The sequence below is a fragment of the Streptomyces griseorubiginosus genome (assembly GCF_036345115.1).
In the GTDB taxonomy this organism is placed as follows: domain Bacteria; phylum Actinomycetota; class Actinomycetes; order Streptomycetales; family Streptomycetaceae; genus Streptomyces; species Streptomyces griseorubiginosus_C.
The window spans coordinates 4,836,134-4,857,368 of record NZ_CP107766.1 but is presented as its reverse complement, the minus strand read 5'-3'; the positions used below and the strand labels follow the sequence as shown (position 1 = coordinate 4,857,368).

General features: G+C 72.7%; 16 protein-coding genes. 11 read left to right on the top strand and 5 right to left on the bottom strand.

What is annotated here, in order from left to right:
- Window positions 1–118: 118 nt before the first annotated feature.
- The 3 genes from OHN19_RS21870 (at window position 119) to OHN19_RS21860 (ending at window position 2,780) form a co-directional block, all read left to right on the top strand.
- A complete protein-coding gene (locus OHN19_RS21870; RefSeq protein WP_330265811.1) occupies window positions 119–946 on the top strand; it encodes a glycerophosphodiester phosphodiesterase in 828 nt (275 codons plus the stop codon).
- Window positions 947–1,004: 58 nt separating this feature from the next.
- Complete coding sequence (locus tag OHN19_RS21865; protein ID WP_330265810.1) at window positions 1,005–1,643, top strand: ATP-binding protein; 639 nt, start codon at window positions 1,005–1,007, stop codon at window positions 1,641–1,643.
- Between the two features lie 171 nt (window positions 1,644–1,814).
- The gene (locus tag OHN19_RS21860) at window positions 1,815–2,780 is read left to right on the top strand and encodes a DUF5926 family protein (protein WP_330265809.1); all 966 of its coding nucleotides are present in this window, start codon (window positions 1,815–1,817) and stop codon (window positions 2,778–2,780) included.
- 244 nt (window positions 2,781–3,024) lie between these two features.
- Here OHN19_RS21860 and OHN19_RS21855 read toward each other — a convergent pair whose 3' ends face one another.
- Together OHN19_RS21855 and OHN19_RS21850 are read right to left on the bottom strand one after the other, a co-directional pair.
- Complete coding sequence (locus tag OHN19_RS21855) at window positions 3,025–3,687, bottom strand: hypothetical protein (protein WP_330265808.1); 663 nt, start codon at window positions 3,685–3,687, stop codon at window positions 3,025–3,027.
- Between the two features lie 56 nt (window positions 3,688–3,743).
- Window positions 3,744–4,409: a bifunctional DNA primase/polymerase gene (locus OHN19_RS21850; RefSeq protein WP_330265807.1), complete on the bottom strand. Its 666-nt coding sequence runs from the start codon at window positions 4,407–4,409 to the stop codon at window positions 3,744–3,746.
- Window positions 4,410–4,864: 455 nt separating this feature from the next.
- On the opposite strand from OHN19_RS21850, the gene OHN19_RS21845 reads away from it, so the two are divergent.
- The 4 genes from OHN19_RS21845 (at window position 4,865) to OHN19_RS21830 (ending at window position 10,680) form a co-directional block, all read left to right on the top strand.
- Window positions 4,865–6,376, top strand: coding sequence for a PP2C family protein-serine/threonine phosphatase (locus OHN19_RS21845; protein WP_330265806.1), 1,512 nt, complete (start codon window positions 4,865–4,867; stop codon window positions 6,374–6,376).
- Between the two features lie 93 nt (window positions 6,377–6,469).
- Entirely contained in the window at window positions 6,470–7,936 is a 1,467-nt protein-coding gene (locus OHN19_RS21840) for an aminopeptidase P family protein (protein WP_330265805.1), read from the top strand.
- Between the two features lie 61 nt (window positions 7,937–7,997).
- Window positions 7,998–9,380 carry a PLP-dependent aminotransferase family protein gene (locus tag OHN19_RS21835; protein WP_330265804.1) on the top strand — a complete coding sequence of 461 codons (1,383 nt, stop codon included), beginning with the start codon at window positions 7,998–8,000 and terminating at the stop codon, window positions 9,378–9,380.
- Window positions 9,381–9,390: 10 nt separating this feature from the next.
- Window positions 9,391–10,680, top strand: coding sequence for an MFS transporter (locus OHN19_RS21830; protein WP_330265803.1), 1,290 nt, complete (start codon window positions 9,391–9,393; stop codon window positions 10,678–10,680).
- 31 nt (window positions 10,681–10,711) lie between these two features.
- On the opposite strand, the gene OHN19_RS21825 is transcribed toward OHN19_RS21830, so the two are convergent.
- Window positions 10,712–11,551, bottom strand: a complete 840-nt coding sequence (locus OHN19_RS21825; protein WP_330265802.1) for a triphosphoribosyl-dephospho-CoA synthase — start codon at window positions 11,549–11,551, stop codon at window positions 10,712–10,714.
- Window positions 11,552–11,906: 355 nt separating this feature from the next.
- Between OHN19_RS21825 and OHN19_RS21820 the strand changes: the two genes are divergently transcribed.
- The 3 genes from OHN19_RS21820 to fxsT all read left to right on the top strand — a co-directional run bounded on the left by OHN19_RS21820 (window position 11,907) and on the right by fxsT (window position 18,585).
- Window positions 11,907–12,104, top strand: a complete 198-nt coding sequence (locus OHN19_RS21820) for an FXSXX-COOH protein (protein ID WP_330265801.1) — start codon at window positions 11,907–11,909, stop codon at window positions 12,102–12,104.
- Between the two features lie 36 nt (window positions 12,105–12,140).
- On the top strand, window positions 12,141–14,546 hold the full coding sequence (locus OHN19_RS21815; protein ID WP_330265800.1) for an FxsB family cyclophane-forming radical SAM/SPASM peptide maturase: 2,406 nt from the start codon (window positions 12,141–12,143) through the stop codon (window positions 14,544–14,546).
- Between the two features lie 73 nt (window positions 14,547–14,619).
- The gene (fxsT, locus tag OHN19_RS21810) at window positions 14,620–18,585 is read left to right on the top strand and encodes an FxSxx-COOH system tetratricopeptide repeat protein (RefSeq protein WP_330265799.1); all 3,966 of its coding nucleotides are present in this window, start codon (window positions 14,620–14,622) and stop codon (window positions 18,583–18,585) included.
- A gap of 72 nt (window positions 18,586–18,657) precedes the next feature.
- Here the strand turns inward: fxsT and OHN19_RS21805 are convergent, their stop codons facing one another.
- Both OHN19_RS21805 and OHN19_RS21800 read right to left on the bottom strand, forming a co-directional pair.
- Window positions 18,658–19,536, bottom strand: a complete 879-nt coding sequence (locus OHN19_RS21805) for an alpha/beta fold hydrolase (RefSeq protein ID WP_330265798.1) — start codon at window positions 19,534–19,536, stop codon at window positions 18,658–18,660.
- A 118-nt stretch (window positions 19,537–19,654) separates the two neighbouring features.
- The gene (locus OHN19_RS21800) at window positions 19,655–20,101 is read right to left on the bottom strand and encodes an ATP-binding protein (RefSeq protein WP_330265797.1); all 447 of its coding nucleotides are present in this window, start codon (window positions 20,099–20,101) and stop codon (window positions 19,655–19,657) included.
- Window positions 20,102–20,331: 230 nt separating this feature from the next.
- Here OHN19_RS21800 and OHN19_RS21795 point away from each other — a divergent pair, with 230 nt between their 5' ends.
- Window positions 20,332–21,174, top strand: a complete 843-nt coding sequence (locus tag OHN19_RS21795) for a hypothetical protein (protein WP_330265796.1) — start codon at window positions 20,332–20,334, stop codon at window positions 21,172–21,174.
- Window positions 21,175–21,235 lie beyond the last annotated feature (61 nt).

Here is a 21,235-nt window from a genome sequence, read left to right as displayed (position 1 = left end):
CATAAGCGGTGCCTGTGGGTCCGTGGCTGCTCTTTATATAGGCCATGTAAGACAAATGAGGCGCAATCCATATGCCTCCGTTCGCACGCGTACCCCCGTGCGGTGGCACCATGACGCGGTGACCCACGCACGGCAGCAGCTGACTCAAGTCGTCGCCCACCGCGGAGCCTCGGAAGACGCTCCCGAGCACACCCTCGCCGCCTACCGGAAGGCGATCGAGGACGGCGCCGACGCCCTCGAATGCGATGTACGCCTCACGGCGGACGGTCATCTCGTCTGTGTCCACGACCGACGGGTCAACCGTACGTCCAACGGCCGCGGAGCCGTCTCGGCCCTGGAGCTCGCCGAGCTCGCCACCCTGGACTTCGCCTCCCGCAGGACGCGGGAGTTCTGGCGCACCCGCGACGAGGAGCCGGACTGGGTGTACCGGCCCGAGGACCGGGAGGACACCTCCGTCCTCACCCTGGAACGGCTGCTGGAGCTCGTCGCCGACGCGGGCCGGCGTGTGGAGCTGGCCATCGAGACCAAGCACCCGACGCGCTGGGCGGGCCAGGTCGAGGAGCGGCTGCTGGTGCTCCTGAAGCGGTTCGGCCTGGACGCGCCCGCCTCGGCCGCCGAGTCGCCGGTCCGGGTCATGAGCTTCTCGGCCCGTTCGCTGCACCGCGTGCGTGCCGCCTCGCCGACGCTGCCGACGGTCTATCTGCTCCAGTTCGTCTCGCCCCGGCTGCGGGACGGCCGGCTGCCCGCGGGGGTGCGGATCGCCGGGCCCTCCATCCGCATCGTGCGCAACCAGCCCGGCTACATCGAGCGCCTCAAGCGCGCGGGCCACCAGGTGCACGTGTGGACCGTCAACGAGCCCGAGGACGTGGACCTCTGCGTAGAGCTGGGCGTCGACGCGATCATCACCAACCGCCCGCGCGCGGTGCTCGACCGACTGGGCCGCTGACGTCCCCTCCGTCACAGGGTGTGCCCCGGCGCGTTCGGTACGTGTTCGATCGTTCTGAATGCGTCAGCGGAACGGGATTGGCCGGTTTCCGGTACAGGCCAATGGGGCATCCACACCGTGGCGTGGGGCGAAGGAGGTCTCGGGGGTGGCGTTGGTGGTGGCACAGGAGGTGCCCACGTCGTCGAGCATGGCCGTACCCCATGGCCCTGCGGGCGTGGGGGAAGCGAGACACCGTATGCGCGTGCAGCTGCGCAGGGGTGGAGTGGCGGAATCGGTCATCGACGACGCCGTTCTGATTCTTTCCGAGCTCTTGAGCAACGCGTGCAAGCACGGTCGGCCGCTCGGCGACGCGCTGGCCGGTGACGGTGACGTCCGTGCCGCCTGGCGGGTGGACGGCACCGGCAGGCTGACGGTGGAAGTGACGGACGGCGGTGGGCCCACCCGCCCTGCTCCGGCGACGCCCTCGGTCACCGCGCACGGCGGCCGCGGGCTGAACATCATCACGGCGCTGGCCGACGACTGGGGTGTCCGGGACGACGCCCGGGGCGAGGTGACGGTCTGGGTGATCGTCCACGCGGACGTGCACGATCCGGACGCGGGGCGCCGGCGCGACGACTTCGCGTCGCGGGTCGCGGCCCCGTCGGTGTCCGCGATATCCGACCTGGGCTTCGTGGACGCGTTCAACGATCTCGACTGACGCGACCTGGACCGCGCTTCCGCGCACGGCCCTCCGCAGGACATCCCCGTGCTGGTCCGTGCGGGACATCCGCAGGACACCCCCGTGGTTGTCCACAGGCTCCCGTCGGCCAAGTCGCAAGCGGCTAGGCTCGCGCCCGTACAGACGAGCCGTAACCGGGAGACAGCCACGATGGCCAAGAAGCGACCCCAGACGAAGGCCAAGCGCCCGCAGATCACCGATGGCGAGGTCCCGGTCGTCGGCGCCCGCGAACCCTGCCCCTGCGGCAGCGGCCGCCGCTACAAGGCCTGCCACGGCCGGGCCGCCGCGCAGGCCGCGACCGAGCTGGTGCACCGTCCGTTCGAGGGCCTCGCGGGTGAGGGCGACTGGGTGGCCCTGCGTGAGCTGGTCCCCGCCGCCACCGTCGAACTGACCCTGAAGGACGGCCTCCCCGAAGGCGTCCCGTCGGTCACCCTGGCCACGGTGCTGCCGATGGCCTGGCCCGCCCTGCGCCGCGACGACGGCTCGGTCCTGCTCGGCCTGCAGAACGACACCGCGTCCGGCGACATCAGCCGCGACCTCGCCGACACACTCCAGCGGGCCCTGGAAGCGGCCCCCGGCACTCCCGTGGAGGGCCGCCGCGCTCCCGCCGACGGCCCGCGGCTCCAGGATCTGCTCGATCCCGAAGGCGCGTTCGAGCCAGTTGTGCACGAGGGCTTCGAGTTCTGGGTCCCGGACGCGGAGAACGCCACCCCCGAGGTGACCGCCTCCCTGGAGCGGGCCAACGCCGCGGCCATCCCGACCGTCCGGCTGACCGGCGTCGACGCCGCCTACTGGTGCGAGACCCCGGACAAGAACCACCTGCGCTGGGTCATGCCGCACGCCGAGGAGCAGCTTCTGGACGCACTGGCGCGCCTGCACGCGGCCGGCCGCGCCGGCCTCGGCGAGGGCACCAGGCTCGTCGGTTCCTTCCGTGCTCACGGCCTCACCGTGCCGGTCTGGGACCTGCCGAGCGGGGTCACCGCGGAGGACGTGGAGAAGCCGGCCGCCGAGTTCGCCGAGCGGCTCGCGGGCGCCCTGGCCGTGGACGCGCCGCTGACCGCCGACGAGCGCCGGGCGCGCGGCGGTCTCACCAACCGCCAGGTCACGCTGAGTTGACACACGAGGTGCGGCTGACCGGTCGGTCAGCCGCACCGGTTCTTCACACGGCGACCGGCTTCCCTCACAACTCCCCCCAGGGAGAGGTGAATCGGTGTCCGAATCAGCCACGGAGCGCCGCGGTCGAATTTGCGAACGGCGGATCTCTTGTTACGGTTCCAATAGCCCGGTTGCTGGTGCATCCCCCGTCGCCAGCAACCGGGTCTTTCTGTGTCCGGGCGCCTTTACGGAACGGCGCCGCGCGTCAACTGCCCGAGATTTCCCCGGAGTTGCTGCCGGACCGCAGAAGCAGCGGCCCGCTGCCCCGCCGCTCGGCGAACTCCGCGACCGCCGTGTAGTCGCCCGGTGATCCCTGGGTCCGCTCCCTGGGCGTCTCACAGCTGTCCGGCTCGTCCCCGGCGCCGACCGCGCAGTGCATCTGCACCGTGCGCGCGCCGGGTTCCATGAGAGTGAGCACGGCGTCCAGGGCCGCGCCGGTCGCGTTGCGGTAGTAGGTCCGCGCCCAGGTCTCCTCGCCCTGCGTGAGCACACAGGTCTGCGCCTCGATGCCCTCGGGGGAGCTGAGTGCGGGACCGCAACGGGCGGCGGTGGCGAGACCGAGGCCGAGCAGCAGCGGGTCGCGGCCCGCGTCGGCGAGCGGCGCCTTGTAGTCGTCGGCCGCGGCAGGCGGTACGGGAGACGGCCGTACCGGAGAGGGGCGGGCAGGAGAGGGCCGTAGCGGAGACGGCCGTACATCAGAAGGCCGTGCCGGAGACTGCCGTACGGCGGAAGGCGGTGCGGACGGGCGCACGAGATCGCGTACGACCGTACGACCCCCGTCGCCCACCTGGCCCGCTGAGGCCACGGCCAGCGGCAGCGCGACGGCGCCGACCACGGCACCGGACAGGGCGAGCAGACGAAGGTTCATGAAGCGGACGATAACGACCGGGCACGGGCTGCCGGTTCCGCCCGCGCCCGACACCCCTACAACTCGGGTGCGCTCACACCCGTACGAGTGAGGGCCTCGACCACGGCGTCCACCACGGCCTCGACGTCGGGGACCCAGGGGGAGGCGGAGCCGGGGAGCGGCGCGCGCTGCCAGGTGATGTCGCCGTGGCCGGTCTCGGAGGGGGGCAGGGCGAGGTAGCCGCCCTCGCCGTGGAAGCGGAGGGAGCCGGGAACATGGTCCTGGGCGTACAGCAGTTCGCCCAGCTGCTCCAGGGAGTACGGCTTCACGAGGATCGCCCAACGGGTCGGCGAGGCGACCACCGGGCCCAGGCGCATGCCCTGCGCGTCGAGCGCGGCCAGGGCGCGGGCGGCCGGGAGGGCCGGCAGGCTGACCGCGCAGGGCGCCCTGCCGCCGGTGGCCAGGATGATCGGCGCGGCCGGACGGTTGGTCCACCACCAGCGCACCATGCGCTCGTCGGCGGTGGCCGCGAGCAGGCCGGGGTCGAAGGGGTGGGCGCCGGGGACCGTGCACTCCGGGTCCGGACAGCCGCAGCGGGCCGGGTTCTCCGGATCCGGCGCCACGCCCGGGAGTACGGGCCACTGCCATTCCTTCGCGAAGGTCAGGGCCGCGCTGAGCAATTCAGGCCTTCCGTCGCTGCGCTGGGACAGGAGCCTGCGTCGCCTTCCGAGGATCTCGCGCATGAGCGCTCGTTCCTTTCCGTTGCACCGCTGGCAACACCGTGGACCACATCACACCATGTGTCGATCACTTCACTGTGCGTACCTGTTGGCGCATCACACCCTTGTCCGAGACAAGGGGAACCCCATACTGCGTCGTCTATCAAAAGCCTGGGCGTGGCGGGGGGTGGCGAAGTATGGCGTTTTGCCGTCCCGCGTATTTCTCTCCGCCTCCGCCACGGGAGGATGGGGCTCGGTCGTCGGTGGCTAAGACGCCCGGGTCGGTCACCAGGTTCCGGGTGGCTGTCCACCACCCCTGGCCCTTACCGAGTACGTACCCATCACGACCGCTGTGACGCTCTGTGGAGCAAGGCCAGTCGACCTCAATACACCGTAACCCGAGGCAGTTTTAAGCCAACTTTGCCCTTCGACCCACTCTCCACCGGTTACTCCTGGACACCAGGAATCCCGGCAGGACAATGCTGGACATCCCCTTACGAGTGCGTGTACATGTGGAGACACTGCTAGCGGCGCAGAATGACATGGGGGTTTGCGATGCTTTTGAGCAGTACGCACCGGTCGGAAAGCCGGACGCCATGAACGCCCCTCACCCTCCGAAAGTGGCTGGAATCGATTCTACGGTTCCCGCACCCGCACACACTGTCGCGCCCGCGCCTGCTGCCCCGGCCGTCCCGTCGGCCGCCTCGCCGAACGCCCTCGGCGCCCTGCTCCAGGACCGTCTCGCCGGCTGGGTCTCCGACCTCACCACCCTGCACGAACTCACCGAACGCCTGGCCCGCACGGACGCGCTGTCCGAGGCGCTCCAGGAGCTCCTGCACGCCGGAGCCGCCCTCGTCGGCGCCCGCCGCGGACTCGTCGTCCTGGAACCCGGCGACGGCCTCGGCCCCGACACCACCATCGGCCTCGGCCTCGCCCGCGCCGACCTCGGGCACATCGAGACGGTGCCGCGCAGCGCGATGTCGTACGGCAGGATCCTCGACGGACTGCCGGGCGGCGACGGCGAGATCGCCCAGCCCGACCTGCTCGCCGAGGACGGCCTCGACCCGCGCCACCGCGAGGTCGCCGCCCGCCTCGGCTACGCCGCCAGCTACGCGCTCCCCCTGGCCACCGACGACGCCGGCCGCCTCGGTGCCGCCGTGTGGCTCTACGACGAACCCGCCGAACCGTCCGAGCGCCAGCGCCACCTCGTCGGCCTGTACGTCCGCTACGCCACCGAGCACCTGGCCCGGCTCCTCGAGGTCGAGCGCACACGCGCGTGCATGGCGACGATGGCGGAGGAGCTGCTGCCGTCCCGGCTCCCCCGCGTCTCCGGCGTCCGACTCGCCGCCCGGCACCGGACCGGACCGCGCGGCGGCGGCGACTGGTACGACGCGCTGCCGCTGCCGGACGCGGCCCTGGGTCTCGCGGTCGGTTCGGTGACCGGCTCCGGCGCGAGCGCGATCGCCGCGATGGGCCGCCTCAGGGCGTCGCTGCGGGCGTACGCCGTGATGGAGGGCGAGGACCCGGTCGCGGTCCTGTCCGACCTGGAGCTGCTGCTCCGGCTGACCGAGCCGGCCCGCTCGGCCACCGCCCTGTTCGCCTACTGCGAGCCCGCGCTGCGCAAGATCACGCTGGCCGGTGCCGGGCACTGCCCGCCGCTGCTGATCGGCGAGCGGCGCACCGAGTTCGTGGAGACCTCGGTGTCCGCGCCGCTCGGGATGCTCGCCTGCTGGGAGGCGCCGAGCGTGGAGCTGAGCGCCGAGCCGGGAGAGACGGTTCTGCTGTACACCGACGGGCTGCTGCACCGCACCGGCGACCCCACCGACCGGGCCTTCGCGCGGCTGCACGCGGCGGCCGCCGGGGTGCCGAAGGCGCTGCGCCGCGACCCGGAGGCGGTCGCCGACCACGTGCTGCGGACCGTGCTGCCGGACGGGCTGGCCGAGGCGGACTCCGAGGAGGACGTCGTGTTGCTCGCCGCACACTTCGAGTAGCACGGTGTAGCAGGGTGTAACAGGTCCAAGGCCCCTGGGCCCCCTTCCGTACGACCGTACGATGGAGGGGGTCCAGTGCCGTTTCGTAGGAGGATGACCGTGGCCGAAGAACTCACCCCGGCGACCCCGGAAGATGAGTCCGAAGAGCCGATCAAGAAGCGGAAGAACGGCCTGTACCCGGGCGTCTCCGACGAGCTGGCCGAGAACATGAGGTCCGGCTGGGCGGACACCGAGCTCCACGACCTGGAGCCGATCGCGCAGGCCGCCGAGACCGCGGCCCGCCGTGCGGCGCTCTCCGCGCGCTTCCCGGGCGAGCGGCTGGTGATCCCCGCGGGCAACCTCAAGACGCGTTCCAACGACACGGAGTACCCCTTCCGGGCCTCCGTCGAGTACGCGTACCTCACCGGCAACCAGACCGAGGACGGCGTGCTCGTCCTGGAGCCCGTCTCCGGCGGCCACACCGCCACGCTGTACCTGCTGCCGCGCTCCGACCGCGAGAACGGCGAGTTCTGGCTCTCCGGGCAGGGCGAGCTGTGGGTCGGGCGCCGGCACTCGCTGACCGAGTCCGAGAAGCTGTACGGCGTCCCCGTCTCCGACGTGCGCGAGCTGGCGGACGCCCTGCGCGAGGCGACCGGGCCGGTGCGGGTCGTGCGCGGCTACGACGCCGGGATCGAGGCGGCGCTGACCGACAAGGTCACCGCCGAGCGGGACGAGGAGCTGCGGGTCTTCCTGTCCGAGGCGCGGCTGGTCAAGGACGACTTCGAGATCGGGGAGCTCCAGAAGGCCGTCGACTCCACGGTCCGCGGCTTCGAGGACGTGGTGAAGGTCCTCGACAGGGCCGAGGCCACCTCCGAGCGGTACATCGAGGGCACGTTCTTCCTGCGGGCGCGCGTCGAGGGCAACGACGTCGGCTACGGCACGATCGCCGCGGCCGGGCCGCACGCGTGCACGCTGCACTGGGTGCGCAACGACGGGCCGGTGCGGTCCGGTGACCTGCTGCTGCTCGACGCCGGCGTCGAGACGCACACGTACTACACCGCCGACGTGACGCGGACGCTGCCGGTCAACGGGCGGTTCAGCGAGGTCCAGAAGAGGATCTACGACGCCGTGTACGACGCCCAGGAGGCCGGGATCGCGGCCGTGAAGCCGGGCGCCAAGTACCGGGACTTCCATGACGCCGCCCAGCGGGTGCTGGCCGAGCGGATCGTGGAGTGGGGCCTTGTCGAGGGGCCGGTGCAGCGGGTGCTGGAGCTGGGGCTCCAGCGGCGGTGGACGCTGCACGGGACCGGGCACATGCTGGGCATGGACGTCCACGACTGCGCGGCCGCGCGGGTGGAGTCGTACGTGGACGGGGTGCTAGAGGCGGGGATGGTGCTGACCGTCGAGCCCGGGCTGTACTTCCAGGCCGATGACCTGACCGTGCCGGAGGAGTACCGGGGGATCGGGGTGCGGATCGAGGACGACATCCTGGTGACGGACTCCGGTAACCGGAACCTGTCGTCCGGGTTGCCTCGGCGGTCTGATGAGGTCGAGGCGTGGATGGCTCAGATCAAGGGGTGAGTTCCGGCTGCGGGTGCGTGGGGGCTGGTCGCGCAGTTCCCCGCGCCCCTGGGTGGGTGCAGTGGACCTGCATCTAGACATCAGCGCCGGTGACGGGCTTCGGGCTGCGCTTGAACGGGCCCTTCGTGATGCCGTTCGTGAGGGACGGCTGGCTCCTGGGGCCCGGTTGCCCGCCACCCGACGGCTTGCCGAGGAACTGGGGGTTTCTCGCGGGACTGTGAAGGCGGCCTACGACCAGTTGGTCGCCGAAGGGTTTCTCACCGCTCGGCAAGGGGCCGGTACCGAGGTCGCGCCTTTGCCGTCTCTCGACAGCGCGCCCGTGAAGTCCGCCGCACGCGTGCGTGTGCCCGTGCACGACCTGCGGCCCGGCAGCCCGGACGTCGGTGGCTTTCCCGCTGCCGCCTGGGTCAAGGCCGTGCGGCGGGCTGTGGCGAGTGCGTCCGTCTCCGCGTACGACTACGGCGATCCCCTGGGGCGGATCGAGCTGCGGAGTGCCCTGTCCGAATATCTCGGGCGGGCCCGGGGGGTCGTCGCCCCGCCCGAGCGGATCGTGGTCACCTCGGGGGCCGTGCAGGGGCTCGCGCTGCTCACGCGGGTCCTGGAGGGCGGGACCGTGGCCATGGAGGACCCCGGGCTGCCCTTCCACCGGGAGGTCGTACGGCACGCCGGGGGGCGGGTGGTGCCGGTGCGGGTCGACGAGCTGGGGGTCGAGGTCGACGGACTCGGGGATCCGGCGGCCGTCGTCGTCACTCCCGCGCATCAGTATCCGACCGGGGTGACCCTGCATCCCTCGCGGCGCCGGGCGCTGACCGACTGGGCACGCGCGCGTGGGGCGCTGGTCGTCGAGGACGACTACGACGGGGAGTTCCGGTACGACCGGCAGCCCGTGGGGGCGCTCCAGGGGATGGCGCCGGGGCAGGTCGTCTACCTGGGCACGGCGTCCAAGACGCTCGGGCCCGCGCTGCGGCTCGGCTGGATGGTGCTGCCGCCGCACCTCGTCGGCCCGGTCGCCGACGCCAAGCTGCACAGCGACCACAGCACCGAGACCATCGGGCAGCTGGCCCTCGCCGAGCTGATCCGCGGTCATGTGTACGACCGCCATGTGCGCGCGTGCCGGCTCAGGTACCGACGGCGCAGGGACCGGCTCGTCGAGCGGCTCGGGGCGCGGTGGCGGGTGCGGGGGATCGCGGCCGGGCTGCACGCGCTGATCGAGGTCGAGGACGAGGCGGCGGTGCTGGCGCGGGCGGCGGACGCGGGGCTCGCCGTGGGGTCGCTGCGGGAGCACTGGCACGCGGAGACACCTCGCGAGGGGCTGGTCGTGGGGTACGGGACGCCTCGGGAGGGGGCCTATCCCGAAGCCCTTGAGGCGCTGGTCCGGGTGCTGGAATTGGGCCATTCCCGAGCACCCTCATTGGGTCTGCCGAGCGGTCCACCGCGCTTCTAGTGTCGTACGCATGAGGCACTCACTCGTCCCGCCCGCAGGACCTCAACGCGTCCTGGCACTGGCCCAGTTGAGCAACTCCGTCGGTGACGGCGCCTACTACGTGACGTCGGCGCTCTACTTCACGCATGTCGTCGGGCTCGACCCCGCGCGGGTGGGGCTCGGGCTGACCGTCGGCTGGGCGGTCGGGTCGGCGGTGGGGGTGCCGCTCGGCCGGCTCGCGGACCGGCGCGGGGCACGCGGTACGGCCGTGCTGCTGGCGCTGGCCACGGGGCTGGCGGTGGCGTCCTTCCTGGTGGTCCGGGACTTCGTGCCGTTCGTCCTGGCGGCCTGTGCCTACGCCTCCGCGCAGTCGGGGCTCGCCGCGGCCCGGCAGGCGCTGCTCGCGGGGCTGGTGTCCGCCGGGGAACGGACCGGGCTGCTGGCCCACCTCCAGGCGACGCTGAACGCCGGTCTCGCCGTGGGTGCGGGACTGGGCGGGCTCGCGCTGCACGCGGGGACGCGGGCGGCGTATCTCGGGGTGTTCGCGGTGGACGCGGTGAGCTTCGTGGGGTGTGCGCTGCTGTTGCTGCGGCTGCCGTCGGTGGCGCCTCGGGTGCCCCGGGCGCGGCGGGGCCCCGGTGTGCTGCGCGACCGGCCGTACGCCGTGATCACGCTGCTGAACACCGTCCTGCTGCTGCGGATGCCCCTGCTGAGCCTCGGGATCCCGCTGTGGATCGCCGAGCGGACCGCGGCTCCCGCCTGGGTGGTGTCCGCGCTGTTCGTGCTCAACACCGGGGCCGTGATGGCCTTCCAGGTGCGGATGGCCCGCGGGGTGAGCGGGCTCGGGTCGGCCACGCGCGCGGTGCGGCGGTCGGGGTGGGTCATGCTGGCCGCGTGTGCGGTGTTCGCGGTGTCGGCGGGGGTCTCGCCGTGGGTGGCCGTGGGTGCGCTGGTCGTCGGGGCGGTGCTCCAGGTGGTCGCCGAGATGGGGCAGTCGGCGGGGTCCTGGCAGCTCTCCTTCGACCTGGCTCCGGCCGAGCGGGTGGGCGAGTACCAGGGGTTCTTCGGAACCGGGGTGACGGTGGCACGGACCCTCGGCCCGCTGGTCCTCACCACGCTGCTGGTGGAGTGGGGCACGCCCGGGTGGCTGCTGCTGGGAGCGGTGACGCTGGGGGCGTCGTACGCGATGGGACCGGCTGCGCGGTGGGCGGCGGGTCGGGGGGAGATGGGTGGCGACGGTCGGGGTGAGGTGGGTGGCGACGGTCGGGGTGAGGTGGGTGGCGCGGGTCTGGTGGAGGCGGGGGCCACCGTCCAGGTGTAGACCCACGTCGGCGGCTGGGGCGGGGCAGGCGTCAAGCAGACCCTTCTCGTGAACTGACCCTCGGCGCAAGGGCGTCCACGAACAGGGCCCCCGCGAGCAGCCCGGCGCTGCCGCGGGGGCTCCATGCGCGTGTGTGCAGGTCGGTGTCGAGGGCGAGCAGAGCCGCGCGGCCGGCGTCGGTCGCGGTGCCGCCCGCCTCCAGGACGCCCCGGGCACCCGCCTGGACGCGCCGCAGGCCCAAGGGGCCCGCGGTGTGGAGGAGTTCGGTGTCCTGGAGGGTGGACATCACGGTGAGCAGGGCGTCCAGGCGGGCCTCGGCCTCGGTGACGCCCGCCGTGCGGGAGGCGGCCAGCGCGTCCAACGCCCGCCGTACGTGCGGGAATCCGGCGCGGGCCTCGCCACGGGCGCCCGCGGCACCGTACTTCGCGGAGACCGAGGACCCTCGGGAGGCCCGGCGCGGGGCCCCTCTGTCGGTGTGCGCGGCGATCCTCTTGGCGACCGCCGGCAGGTCCCCCGGCGCGGCCCCCGGGTCGAGGGCGGCCGCGGCGACCAGCAGACCCAGGGTCCACAGCGCGCCGCGGTGACCGCCGCCCGCCAGCCCCACGGAGTGCTCGGTGCAGCGGCCGATCGCGCCCAGCTCCGCGCGGAGCTGGGGCGTGGGTTCGCCGGTGCGGCGGGCGGCCGCGGCCATCGCCGCGAGGCCGGGCGCGAGCGCCTTCGCGGACCAGCGCAGCGAGCCGTGGTCCGTGCCGGTGGTGCGGGCACCCAGGTCCCGCGGATCAGGCAGGCCCGGTTTGGGGGCCAGGGCCAGCTGACCGGTGAGCGCGTCCACGGCGGCCAGCGCCAGCGCCTCGTCCTCGCGGCTGCTCACGGCCGCCCCGAAGAGCCGGCCGGGGCGGCACTCGAGGGCGTACCGGCCCGGGAGTCGCGCAGGCTGCGCCGGGTGAGGTTCGTGTTCCTGTGGGGTCCCGTCATGGCCAGGAAAATAGGACGAGTGTCCAGCAGTAGGTTGGGGGAAGGCTGTGCGGGGGCTGAGAACCGTGATCGACCCCGTCCCCGCCCGCCGTGTGATTGCATGTCAACCCACGATCCGTCGTCCGGGGTCTTTCACACTCACGAGCACTTCGCCGTGCGAGGTGCTCCAGATGCCCTTAGCATCCGCTCCGGTACTCCGACTCCTGTCCATTCGCCCCGTCAACGGGCGCACGGAAGATCGAGGTTCGTCCATGGATAAGCCCGTCACCATCCCGGCCGAAGAGTCCACGAAGAAGCCCGCCACCGACGAACGGGGCCTGCTGGTACGGCTGCTCGCGGCGCGGGCGCACAACCCCCGGTCCGACGTGCTCAAGCGGGTCGTATGGCAGGGCACCCCGGACCAGACGGCCTCGCGCATCCCGGTGGCCGCCTTCCAGTCAGCCGTCTGACCAGGTCTTCCTCACGATGAATCGCGCCCCGCGCCGATGACCGGGTCGCCGCACCCGCTCAGCCAGTTCGTGCTGAAGATGCACAGCCGCTGTGATCTCGCCTGCGATCACTGCTACGTCTACGAGCACGCCGACCAGAGCTGGCGGGACCGCCCCGCGGTGGTCTCGGACGACGTGCTCGAGATCACCGCCAAGCGCATCGCCGAACACGCCCGCACCCACCGGCTCGACACCGTGCACGTCGTCCTGCACGGCGGGGAACCCCTCCTCGCCGGCCGGGACAAACTCCGTCTGGCGGCGCAGAGCCTGGCCACCGCCCTGTCCGGTGTCTGCGCCCTCGACCTGCGCGTCCACACCAACGGCGTCACCCTCGACGAGCAGTTCTGCGAGCTGTTCGCGGAGTTCGACATCAAGGTCGGTGTCTCCCTCGACGGCGACCGCGCCGCCAACGACCTGCACCGCCGCTACCGCAACGGCCACAGCAGTCACACCCAGGTCCTGCGCGCGATCGACCTGCTGCGCGGCCCCCGCTACCGGCACCTCTACGCCGGACTGCTCTGCACGGTCGACCTGCGCAACGACCCCGTCACCGTCTACGACGCCCTCGCCGCCCTCGCGCCGCCCCGCATCGACTTCCTGCTCCCCCACGCCACCTGGGACGAGCCCCCGCCCCGCCCCGGCAACTCGGCCACCCCGTACGGCGACTGGCTGCTGCGCGTCCACGACCGCTGGACCGCCGCCGGCCGGCCCATGGGTGTCCGGGTCCTCGACTCCGTGCTGCGCACCCTGCGCGGCGCGAGCAGCCTCACCGAGTCCCTCGGGCTGGCCCCGGTGGAACTCGCGGTCATCGAGACCGACGGCGCGCTCGAACAGGCGGACTCGCTGAAGACCGCCTACGACGGGGCGCCCGGCACCGGCATGAACGTGACGGCCAACTCCCTGGACGAGATGGCCGTCCACCCCGGCATCCAGGCCCGGCAGCAGGGCCTGGAGGGGCTGTGCGAGACGTGCCGGGGCTGCCCGGTCGTGCGCTCGTGCGGCGGCGGGCTGTACGCGCACCGCTACCACTCGGCGGACGGCGGCAGCGGGTTCATGAATCCGTCGGTCTACTGCGCCGACCTGAAACAGCTCGTCACCGGGATCCGCGACCGGGAGGAGCAGAGGACACCGATGCCCGAACTCCACCTGGACGACGGCCACTTCGACGAGATCGCCGCCGGTCTCGGCGGCACCGAGGCGGTGGCCCAGCTGACCCGGCACGAGCTGACCGTCAACCGTGAGCTCCTCGCCGCCGTCGTGCACGAGAGCACGCACAGCGCGACCGGCGCGGCGGCCTGGGAGACCCTCGCGGCCCTCGACAGCGAGGCCCCCGAATCGGTGGACATGGTCCTGGCCCACCCCTATCTGCGCCCGTGGGCCCAGCGCGTCCTGCGCGGCGGCGAGAAGGCCGGGCGGATCGCGATGCGCGGGGTGGCGGAGCTCGCCGCGGCCGCCCTGCTGCGGGCCGGACGTGCCGGAACCGTGACCGTACCGATCCACGCGGGGGTGCTGCGGCTGCCGACCCTGGGCGCGGTGGCCGTGGACGAGGCGACGGAGGCGCGGGTCACCGGGAACGGCGACGGGAGCTTCACGGTCCGGGTCCAGGGGCGCCAGCACCTCGTGGGCCCCGGGTCCGCTGCGGACCCCGCCTGGCTGGCCCTGCGCCGGTTCGAACTGCCGGGCTGGTCCGTCGCCCTGGAGGACACGGACCCCTGGAGGGACCAGCACGGCTATCCCGTGACGGGGCGGCTGACCGCCTCGGCGGCCGAGGCCTGGCACCAGGACCTCGCCGGCGCGTGGGAGTGGATCCAGCGTGAACTGCCCGCGTACGCGCCCGGACTCGCCGCGGGACTGAGCGTCGTCACCCCGCTGCGGGAGTCCGCCGCGGGAGCGGACATCAGCTCGGCGGCCCGGGACGCCTTCGGCGCGGTCGCCATCGCCCGGCCCGGCACGCCGGAAACCCTGGCGTGTCTGCTGGTCCACGAGTTCCAGCACGTCAAGCTGGGCGCCGTGTTCGATCGCGCGGACCTCTACGATCCGGCCTGCGAGCAGCTGTTCTACGCCCCCTGGCGGCCCGACTCGCGGCCGCTGGAGGGCCTGTTGCAGGGGACGTACGCACACATCGCCGTCGTCGACTACTGGCGCGCGCGCCACCGCACCGCGCACGGCGACGAGGCGTACGACGCGGAGGTCCGTTTCGCCCGTTGGCGTGAGCAGACCGCGGAAGCGGTGGACACCCTGCTCGCCTCAGGCGCCCTGACCCCGCTGGGCGAGCGCTTCGTGACAGCCATGGGCGACACCGTCACGGCCCGGCTGAGCGACCCGGTGAGCCCGGACGCCTCGACAGCGGCCCGGGAAACGGCGGCGGACCACAAGGAGCGCGCGGCCGCACGACGGCCGTGACCGGCTTCGCCGCATTCCTCCCGCCTTGAGGCGATGGTTCCTACACTGAAGCCCCGATACGGCGGAGGGCTCCATGACCGGGAACCGCAAGGGTTCAGTGATCACCTTCTACTCGTACAAGGGCGGCACCGGCCGGACGATGGCGCTCGCCAACGTGGCCTGGATCCTGGCCGCCAACGGACACCGGGTGCTCGCCGTCGACTGGGACCTGGAGGCCCCGGGACTGCACAGGTTCTTCCACCCGTTCCTGAGGCCCTCCTTGCTGCAGGCCACCCCTGGCCTGGTCAACCTGATAGACGACTACCGCCGTGAGGCGCTGCGCGACCTTCCCGACCGCGAGCCGGACTGGCACCGCGCCTACGCCCGGGTCCGCCCCCACGCCCTCACCCTGGACTGGACCTTCCCCGAGCCCGGCTACCTGGACTTCCTGTCGGCCGGAAGGCGCCACCGCGACTACCCGCTCGTCGGCAACATGGACTGGGACAGCTTCTACAGCGACTACGGCGGCGGGCAGTTCTTCGACGCGATGCGTGAGGACATGGAGCGGCACTACGACTTCACCCTGATCGACAGCCGGACCGGCCACAGCGACCTCGCCGACATCTGCACCGTGCAGATGCCCGGCACCCTGGTCGTCTGCTACACCCTCAGCGACCAGAGCATCGAGGGCGCCGCCGCCGTCGCCCGGCACATCGAGGAGCTCTACGGCGACAAGGGCATCCGCGTCCTGCCGGTCGCCATGCGCATCGACGACGGCGAGCGGGACAAGGCCGACGCCGGCCGGGCCCTCGCGCGCGAGCGCTTCGACGGTCTTCCCCACGGCATGGACGCCGACGAACTCGCCGCCTACTGGGGGTCGGTGGAGATCCCGTACCGCCCCTACTACGCCTACGAGGAGATCCTCGCCCCGTTCGGTGACCCGCCCCAGGTCGCCGGCTCCATGCTGAGCGCCTGCGAGCGGCTGACCTCCGTCGTCACCGGGGGCCGGGTGACCTCCCTGCCGCCCCTGAACGAAGCCAGGCGCAACCAGTACCTCTCGGCGTACACCCGGCGCCGCCCCCTGCCGCCGTCGAAGCTGTTGCTGCGGTACGTCTCCGAGGACCGGATGTGGGCGGAGTGGCTGGAGGGGGTGTTGCTCGAGGCGGGGTTCGAGGTGGTCTCCCAGGACGTACGGTCGATGACCACCCTGGAGGTCGGCGCCGAGTCGTTGCCGGACGGCCGGCACCGGGTGCTCGCCGTGGTCTCCCCCGCGTTCCTCGGCTCCCGCACCGCGCAGGCCGCCTGGGAGGCCGCCGTGCACTCGGGCGGCTCGGCCGAACACCAGCCCGTGGCGCTGCGGGTCGGGGACGTGCGGCAGATCCCGTACGCCGGCCGGGGCAGCACCATCGACCTGGTGCGCCTGGACGAGGACACCGCCGCCGGCACGCTGCTGACCGGGCTGGACCGTCCCGGTGCACCGCAGCCGACCCCCCGCCCGCACGGTGTGCGCTTCCCCGACACCAGCACGAGCGTCTCCAACGTCCAGCCCCGCTACCGGTACTTCACCGGCCGTTCGACGATCCTGGAGCAGGTGCGCCGGCAGTTCGTCTCCGGGCCCGGCGGCATGCGGCTGCCGCAGGTGCTGCACGGTCTCGGGGGCGTCGGCAAGACACAGCTCGCGCGGGAGTACGCCAACCGCTTCAAGCCCGACTACGACCTGGTGTGGTGGGTCGACGTCGAACAGCCCGACCTGGTCCCGCCCAAGCTCGCCGACCTCGCACGGCGGCTCGCCCTGCGCACCGGCGACGACGTCAACGAGGCCGCCCTGGCCGCGTTACAGGCACTCCGGGCCGGACGGCCGTACAAGAGGTGGCTGCTGGTCTTCGACAACGTGGAGGACCTGGACCTGATCCTGAACCGGTTCGCCGAGGAGACCGCGCCGGTTCCGGACGAGGTCTACGGGCATCTGCTGGTCACCACCCGCACCAAGCCCGGCTCGACCCAGGTGCAGCCGGTGGAGGTGGGGGTGTTCACGCGGGAGGAGAGCGTCGAGCACCTCACCGGGCGGGTGCCGGGGCTGGGAGAGGCGGACGCCACTCTGGTCGCCGAGGCGGTCGGCGATCTGCCGCTGGCCATCGAGGTCGCGGCGGCCTGGCTGGAGGCGACAGCGACGCCCGTCGGCGAGTACGTCGAACAGCTGCGGGAGCAGAGCACCAAGGTGCTGTCGGTGAAGGCCGCCGTCGACGCGGTGGAGTACCCGTCGTCCGTGGGTGCCACCTGGAACATCTCGGTGACCCGGCTGCGCCACGAGTCCCCGGCGGCGGCCCGGCTGCTGGAGCTGTGCAGTTTTCTGTCCGCCGAACCGATCTCGATGACCCTGATCGGCTCCGACGCCATGATCAGGGCCCTGCTGCCGTACGACAAGGACCTGCGCGCCCGCTACATGCTCGGCAAGGTCACCCAGGCGCTGAACCGGTTCGCACTGGCCAAGGTCGACTCCACCGACAACTCCCTCCAGGTGCACCGGCTGGTGCAGGCCGCGGTGCGCGACGGCATGGATGCGCGGGTGGCCGAGGAGACCCGCCACGAGGTGCACCGCGTCCTCGTCGCCGTACGGCCGCCCGAGGACGCGGTGGACGACCCCGCCAAGTGGCCCGAGTTCGAGGTGATCTGGCCACACCTCGTCCCCTCCGGAATCCATGCGTGCGCGGAGGAGGAGCCGCGGCAGCTGATGGTGGACCGCGTCCGCTACCTGTGGAAGCGCGGTGAACTGCACCTCGCCCGCACGCTGGGTACCCGGCTCCACGAGTTCTGGAGCACCGAGTTCGCGGACTCCGACGACCGGCAGATCCTCAGCCTGCGGTTGGAGCTGGCCAACGTCCTGCGCTCGCAGGGCGATTACCGGGCCGCGCGGGAGTTGGACGAGGACACGCTCGCCCGGCAGCGGAGGTTCCTCGACGAGGGCCACCCGTCCCTGCTGATCACCTCCGGCAGTGTGGCCGCGGACCTGCGGGCGCTCGGCCGCTTCGACGAGGCACTGCGTCTTGACCGGCGCATCCACCGCGGACTCTGCGAGATCTTCGGCGAGGACCACCCGCGGACCCTGAGCTCCGCCGACAACCTCGCCGTCGACTACCGCCTCACCGGGGACAGCGAGGCCGCCCGGCGGCTCGACGAGGACACGGCGTGCCGTCGTACCGCACTGTTGGGCCCGCTGCATCCGCACACCCTCATCAGCCGCAGCCACTACGCCCGCGACCTGCGCGAACTCGGCGAGTACGAGGAGTCGGCGGGGCTCCTGCGGGAGGTGCGGGAGCTGTTCGGGCAGGTGCTCCACCCGTATGTGCCGGAGGTGCTGCGGGTCGACAAGAGCCTCGCGGTGTCGCTGCGCAAGGCGGGCCGGCTCGCGGAGGCGCTGCACCTGAGCGAGCGGACCTGGGAGACCCACAGGCGCCACCGGGACCGGTACGGCCGCTCCCTTCCCGAGGAGCTGGCCTGCGGTCTCAACCTCGCCGCCGACCTTCTCGCGACCGATCCCGAGCAGGGGGCGCGGCGGGCGGTACGGCAGATCACCGAGGTACTGGAGGGGTACCGGAACTCCTTCGGGCCGGATCATCCGTTCACGATGTTCTGCGTCCACAACCTGGCGATCTGTCACCGGGCGCTCGGTGAGACCGGGACGGCCGCCGAACTGGCGGAACAGGCCCGCACCGCCCTCGCCCAGGCCCTCGGCAACGACCACCCGGCCACCCTCGGCGCGGGGACCAGCCTGGCCAACGCCCTCGCCGACCTCGGTCGACTCGAAGAGGCCGAGCGCGGGGAGCGCCTCGCCGTGGCGGGGTTGCGCAGGCGGCTCGGGCCCACCCATCCCGACACCCTCGCCGCCATGGCCAACCTCGCGATCACCCTCCGTGCCCTGGGCCACGACGAGGAGGCCACCGAGCTCCACCGGGACGCGGAGACCGAACTGGTCCGACGGCTGGGCGAGACGCATCCCCTGAGCGAGGCGACGACGGAGTGGCGCCGCATCGACCGGGATCTGGAGCCGCAGCAGGTGTGAGAGCCGGTGGGCGAGCCGGCGGTCCGCAGTGAGTGCCGCCGGTGTTCCGCCCGCCGGTCGGGGCGGCCGTCGTCACCCCTCCTCGTCCTGATGGGAGGCCCAGCCGATGAACCGGGTCATGACGCGGAGGGCGCCGAAGTGGGCCGCGCCGGGTTCGACCTCGACGAGGGCGCCGGGAATGGTGCGGCCGAGCCAGCGGGTGTGTTCGACCGGGGCGAAGATGTCCTCCTCGCCGTGCCACAGGACGACGGGGGCGGTGATGTCCGAGAGGTCGAAACCCCAGCCCGTGCTGAACGCCATCACGTCGTCCACCCAGCCGTCCGCGGAGCTGCGCAGCCCCTCGGCGAAGTTGCGCTCCAGCATGGCCTGGATGCCGGCGTCCGCGACGATCCGGCGGTCGGACTCCGGCAGCACGCCGCGCATCTCGGCGACGGTGGCCGCGGGATCGGCGCGGATCGTCAGCGAGCGCCGGCCCAGCGCGGCGGTCAGCCGGTGCCGGCCCGCGGCCGCGCTCAGGTAGGCGCGGACGTTGGCCTCGGTCATACCGGCGAACCAGTCGAGATCGGCGGCGTCCGGAGGGGCGAGCCCGACCAGCGCCGCGGTCCGCGCCGTGCGCTCCGGGAGCAGTGCCGCGCAGGCCAGCGCGTGCGGAGCGCCCCCGGAGCGGCCCACCACCCCGAACCTGCCGATCCCGAGCGCGTCGGCGATCAGACGTACGTCCTCGGCGGCCGCGCCGACCCTGCGGCCCTCGCTGCGGTCCGAGCCGCCGTATCCGGGACGGTCGAACGTGATCAACCGGACGCCCATGCGATAGAGGACGGACGGCCGGGGGGCGGGGCCGAGCCGGCTCCCCGGGGTGCCGTGCAGCAGGAACACCGGGCGGCCCGCGGGGTCCCCCCGCTCCTCGACCGACAGCCGCCGGCCGTCCTTCGCGCACACCGTCAACGCCATCGGCGGTCCCCCGCGGCCCGGCGTTCCGATGACTGAGGCGACAGAACGAGCGGCCCGGTCGGTGCGACCGGCACCGGGCGGTACGCGGACCCGGCCGGCCCTGAGCCGTGACGTCGGGTCACACCGCCATCAGCGGGGCGTCCTTCTTCCACTTCAGGATCTTGTCGAAGCTCACCACGGCCCCGCGGCGGCCCGGCTTGTTGCCGATGTGGACGTGGTCGGCGAGTTCCTGGATGAGACACAGGCCCCGGCCGTTCTCGGCCTCGCCGGGGACGGGGCGCAGCGGCTGGACCGGCTGGGGGCGGGCGAATCCGGGGCCGGAGTCGGTGACTTCGATACGGCACTTCTCGCCGTCGAGGTAGGCGGTGACCCGGTACGCCGTCGAGGAGTCCTGCTGTCCGCCGTGCTCCACCGCGTTGGCGCAGGCCTCGCTGAGGGCGAGGGAGAGGTCGTACGAGACGTCCGGGTCGACGCCCGCGGTCTCCATGGTGCCGAGCAGCAGGCGCCGGGCGAGCGGCACGCTCGCAGCCTCGCGCCGCAGATGGAGTGACCACCAGATGCTCATGCTGCTGCCTCCTGGCCGCGGCTCGACATACCGTTACGTATTGCCGCGTGCGCCCGGGTGTAAGCGCATCGTGGACGTGATGCCGCCCATATGGGCGATGCGCGGGGCGCGATGGACGGTGTATGTGGGGCAGCGTGCACCAGAAGTGACCTTCCGGTCGTATGCCCCGTACGTCATCTTGTGGACCTGCCGTATGGCGCCGCTGGGCCCAGTGCGATGATGAGCCCGCCATGACTGCCCCCCACGCGCGTTCCGGAGCGGGTCTCCGGGTTCTGCGGGCCGCGGTGTTCGCCGCGGTCTGCGTCGTGCTGGCCGCGGCCGGTCACGCGATCGCCTCCTGCGCCACCGTCCCGCTGTGGACGCTCGGCGCCGGGTTCGTGGGGGCCGTTCTGGTCGTGGCACCGCTCGCCGGGCGGGAGCGCTCGCTCGGCGGCATCGCGACCCTGCTCGCAGCCGGACAGACCGTGCTGCACGTGCTGTTCGGGATGGGGCAGCACGGTACGGCCACGATGACGATGTCGTCGATGCCGCAGACGTCCGACGCCGCGCTGGTCCAGCAGGCCGCACGGCTGCTGTGCGGAACCACCGCGGCGGCGATCAGCCCGGCCCAGGCACAGCGGCTCCTCGTCGAGGCCCGGCTGTATCCCGCGCCGGGGACTGGTGTCAGGACGGGTACTGGGACCGGGGCCGGCGCGGCGCACGCCATGACCGGGTCCTCCGGTTCCTCCGCCCTCGCGCTGCTGCCGTCCCTCCCCATGATCCTCGGCCACGTCCTCGCGGCCGTCGCCGCCGGCTGGCTGCTGCGGCGCGGAGACCTGGCGCTGCTCCGCCTCGCCGAGTTGTCCACGTACTCGGCGCATTCGGTGGCGGAAGGGGCGCTCGTACGGTCCCTGCGCGCGGCGCTCGCGCTGGTGCGCGCCCTGCGTGCCGGGCTGCCGGGGGCGCCCGCGGCCGGGCCGCGTACGCCGCTGACGGCGTCGTGCGCGCCGCCCCGACCGCGCACCACGGCACTCCAGCACACGGTGATCCGCCGCGGGCCGCCCACCGCCGCCCGACTCGTTCTCGCCGCCTGACGCGACGCGACCACCACTCCACTTCCCGAGGGATGTGAAAAAGGGGCCGCCGTCGTGCGGC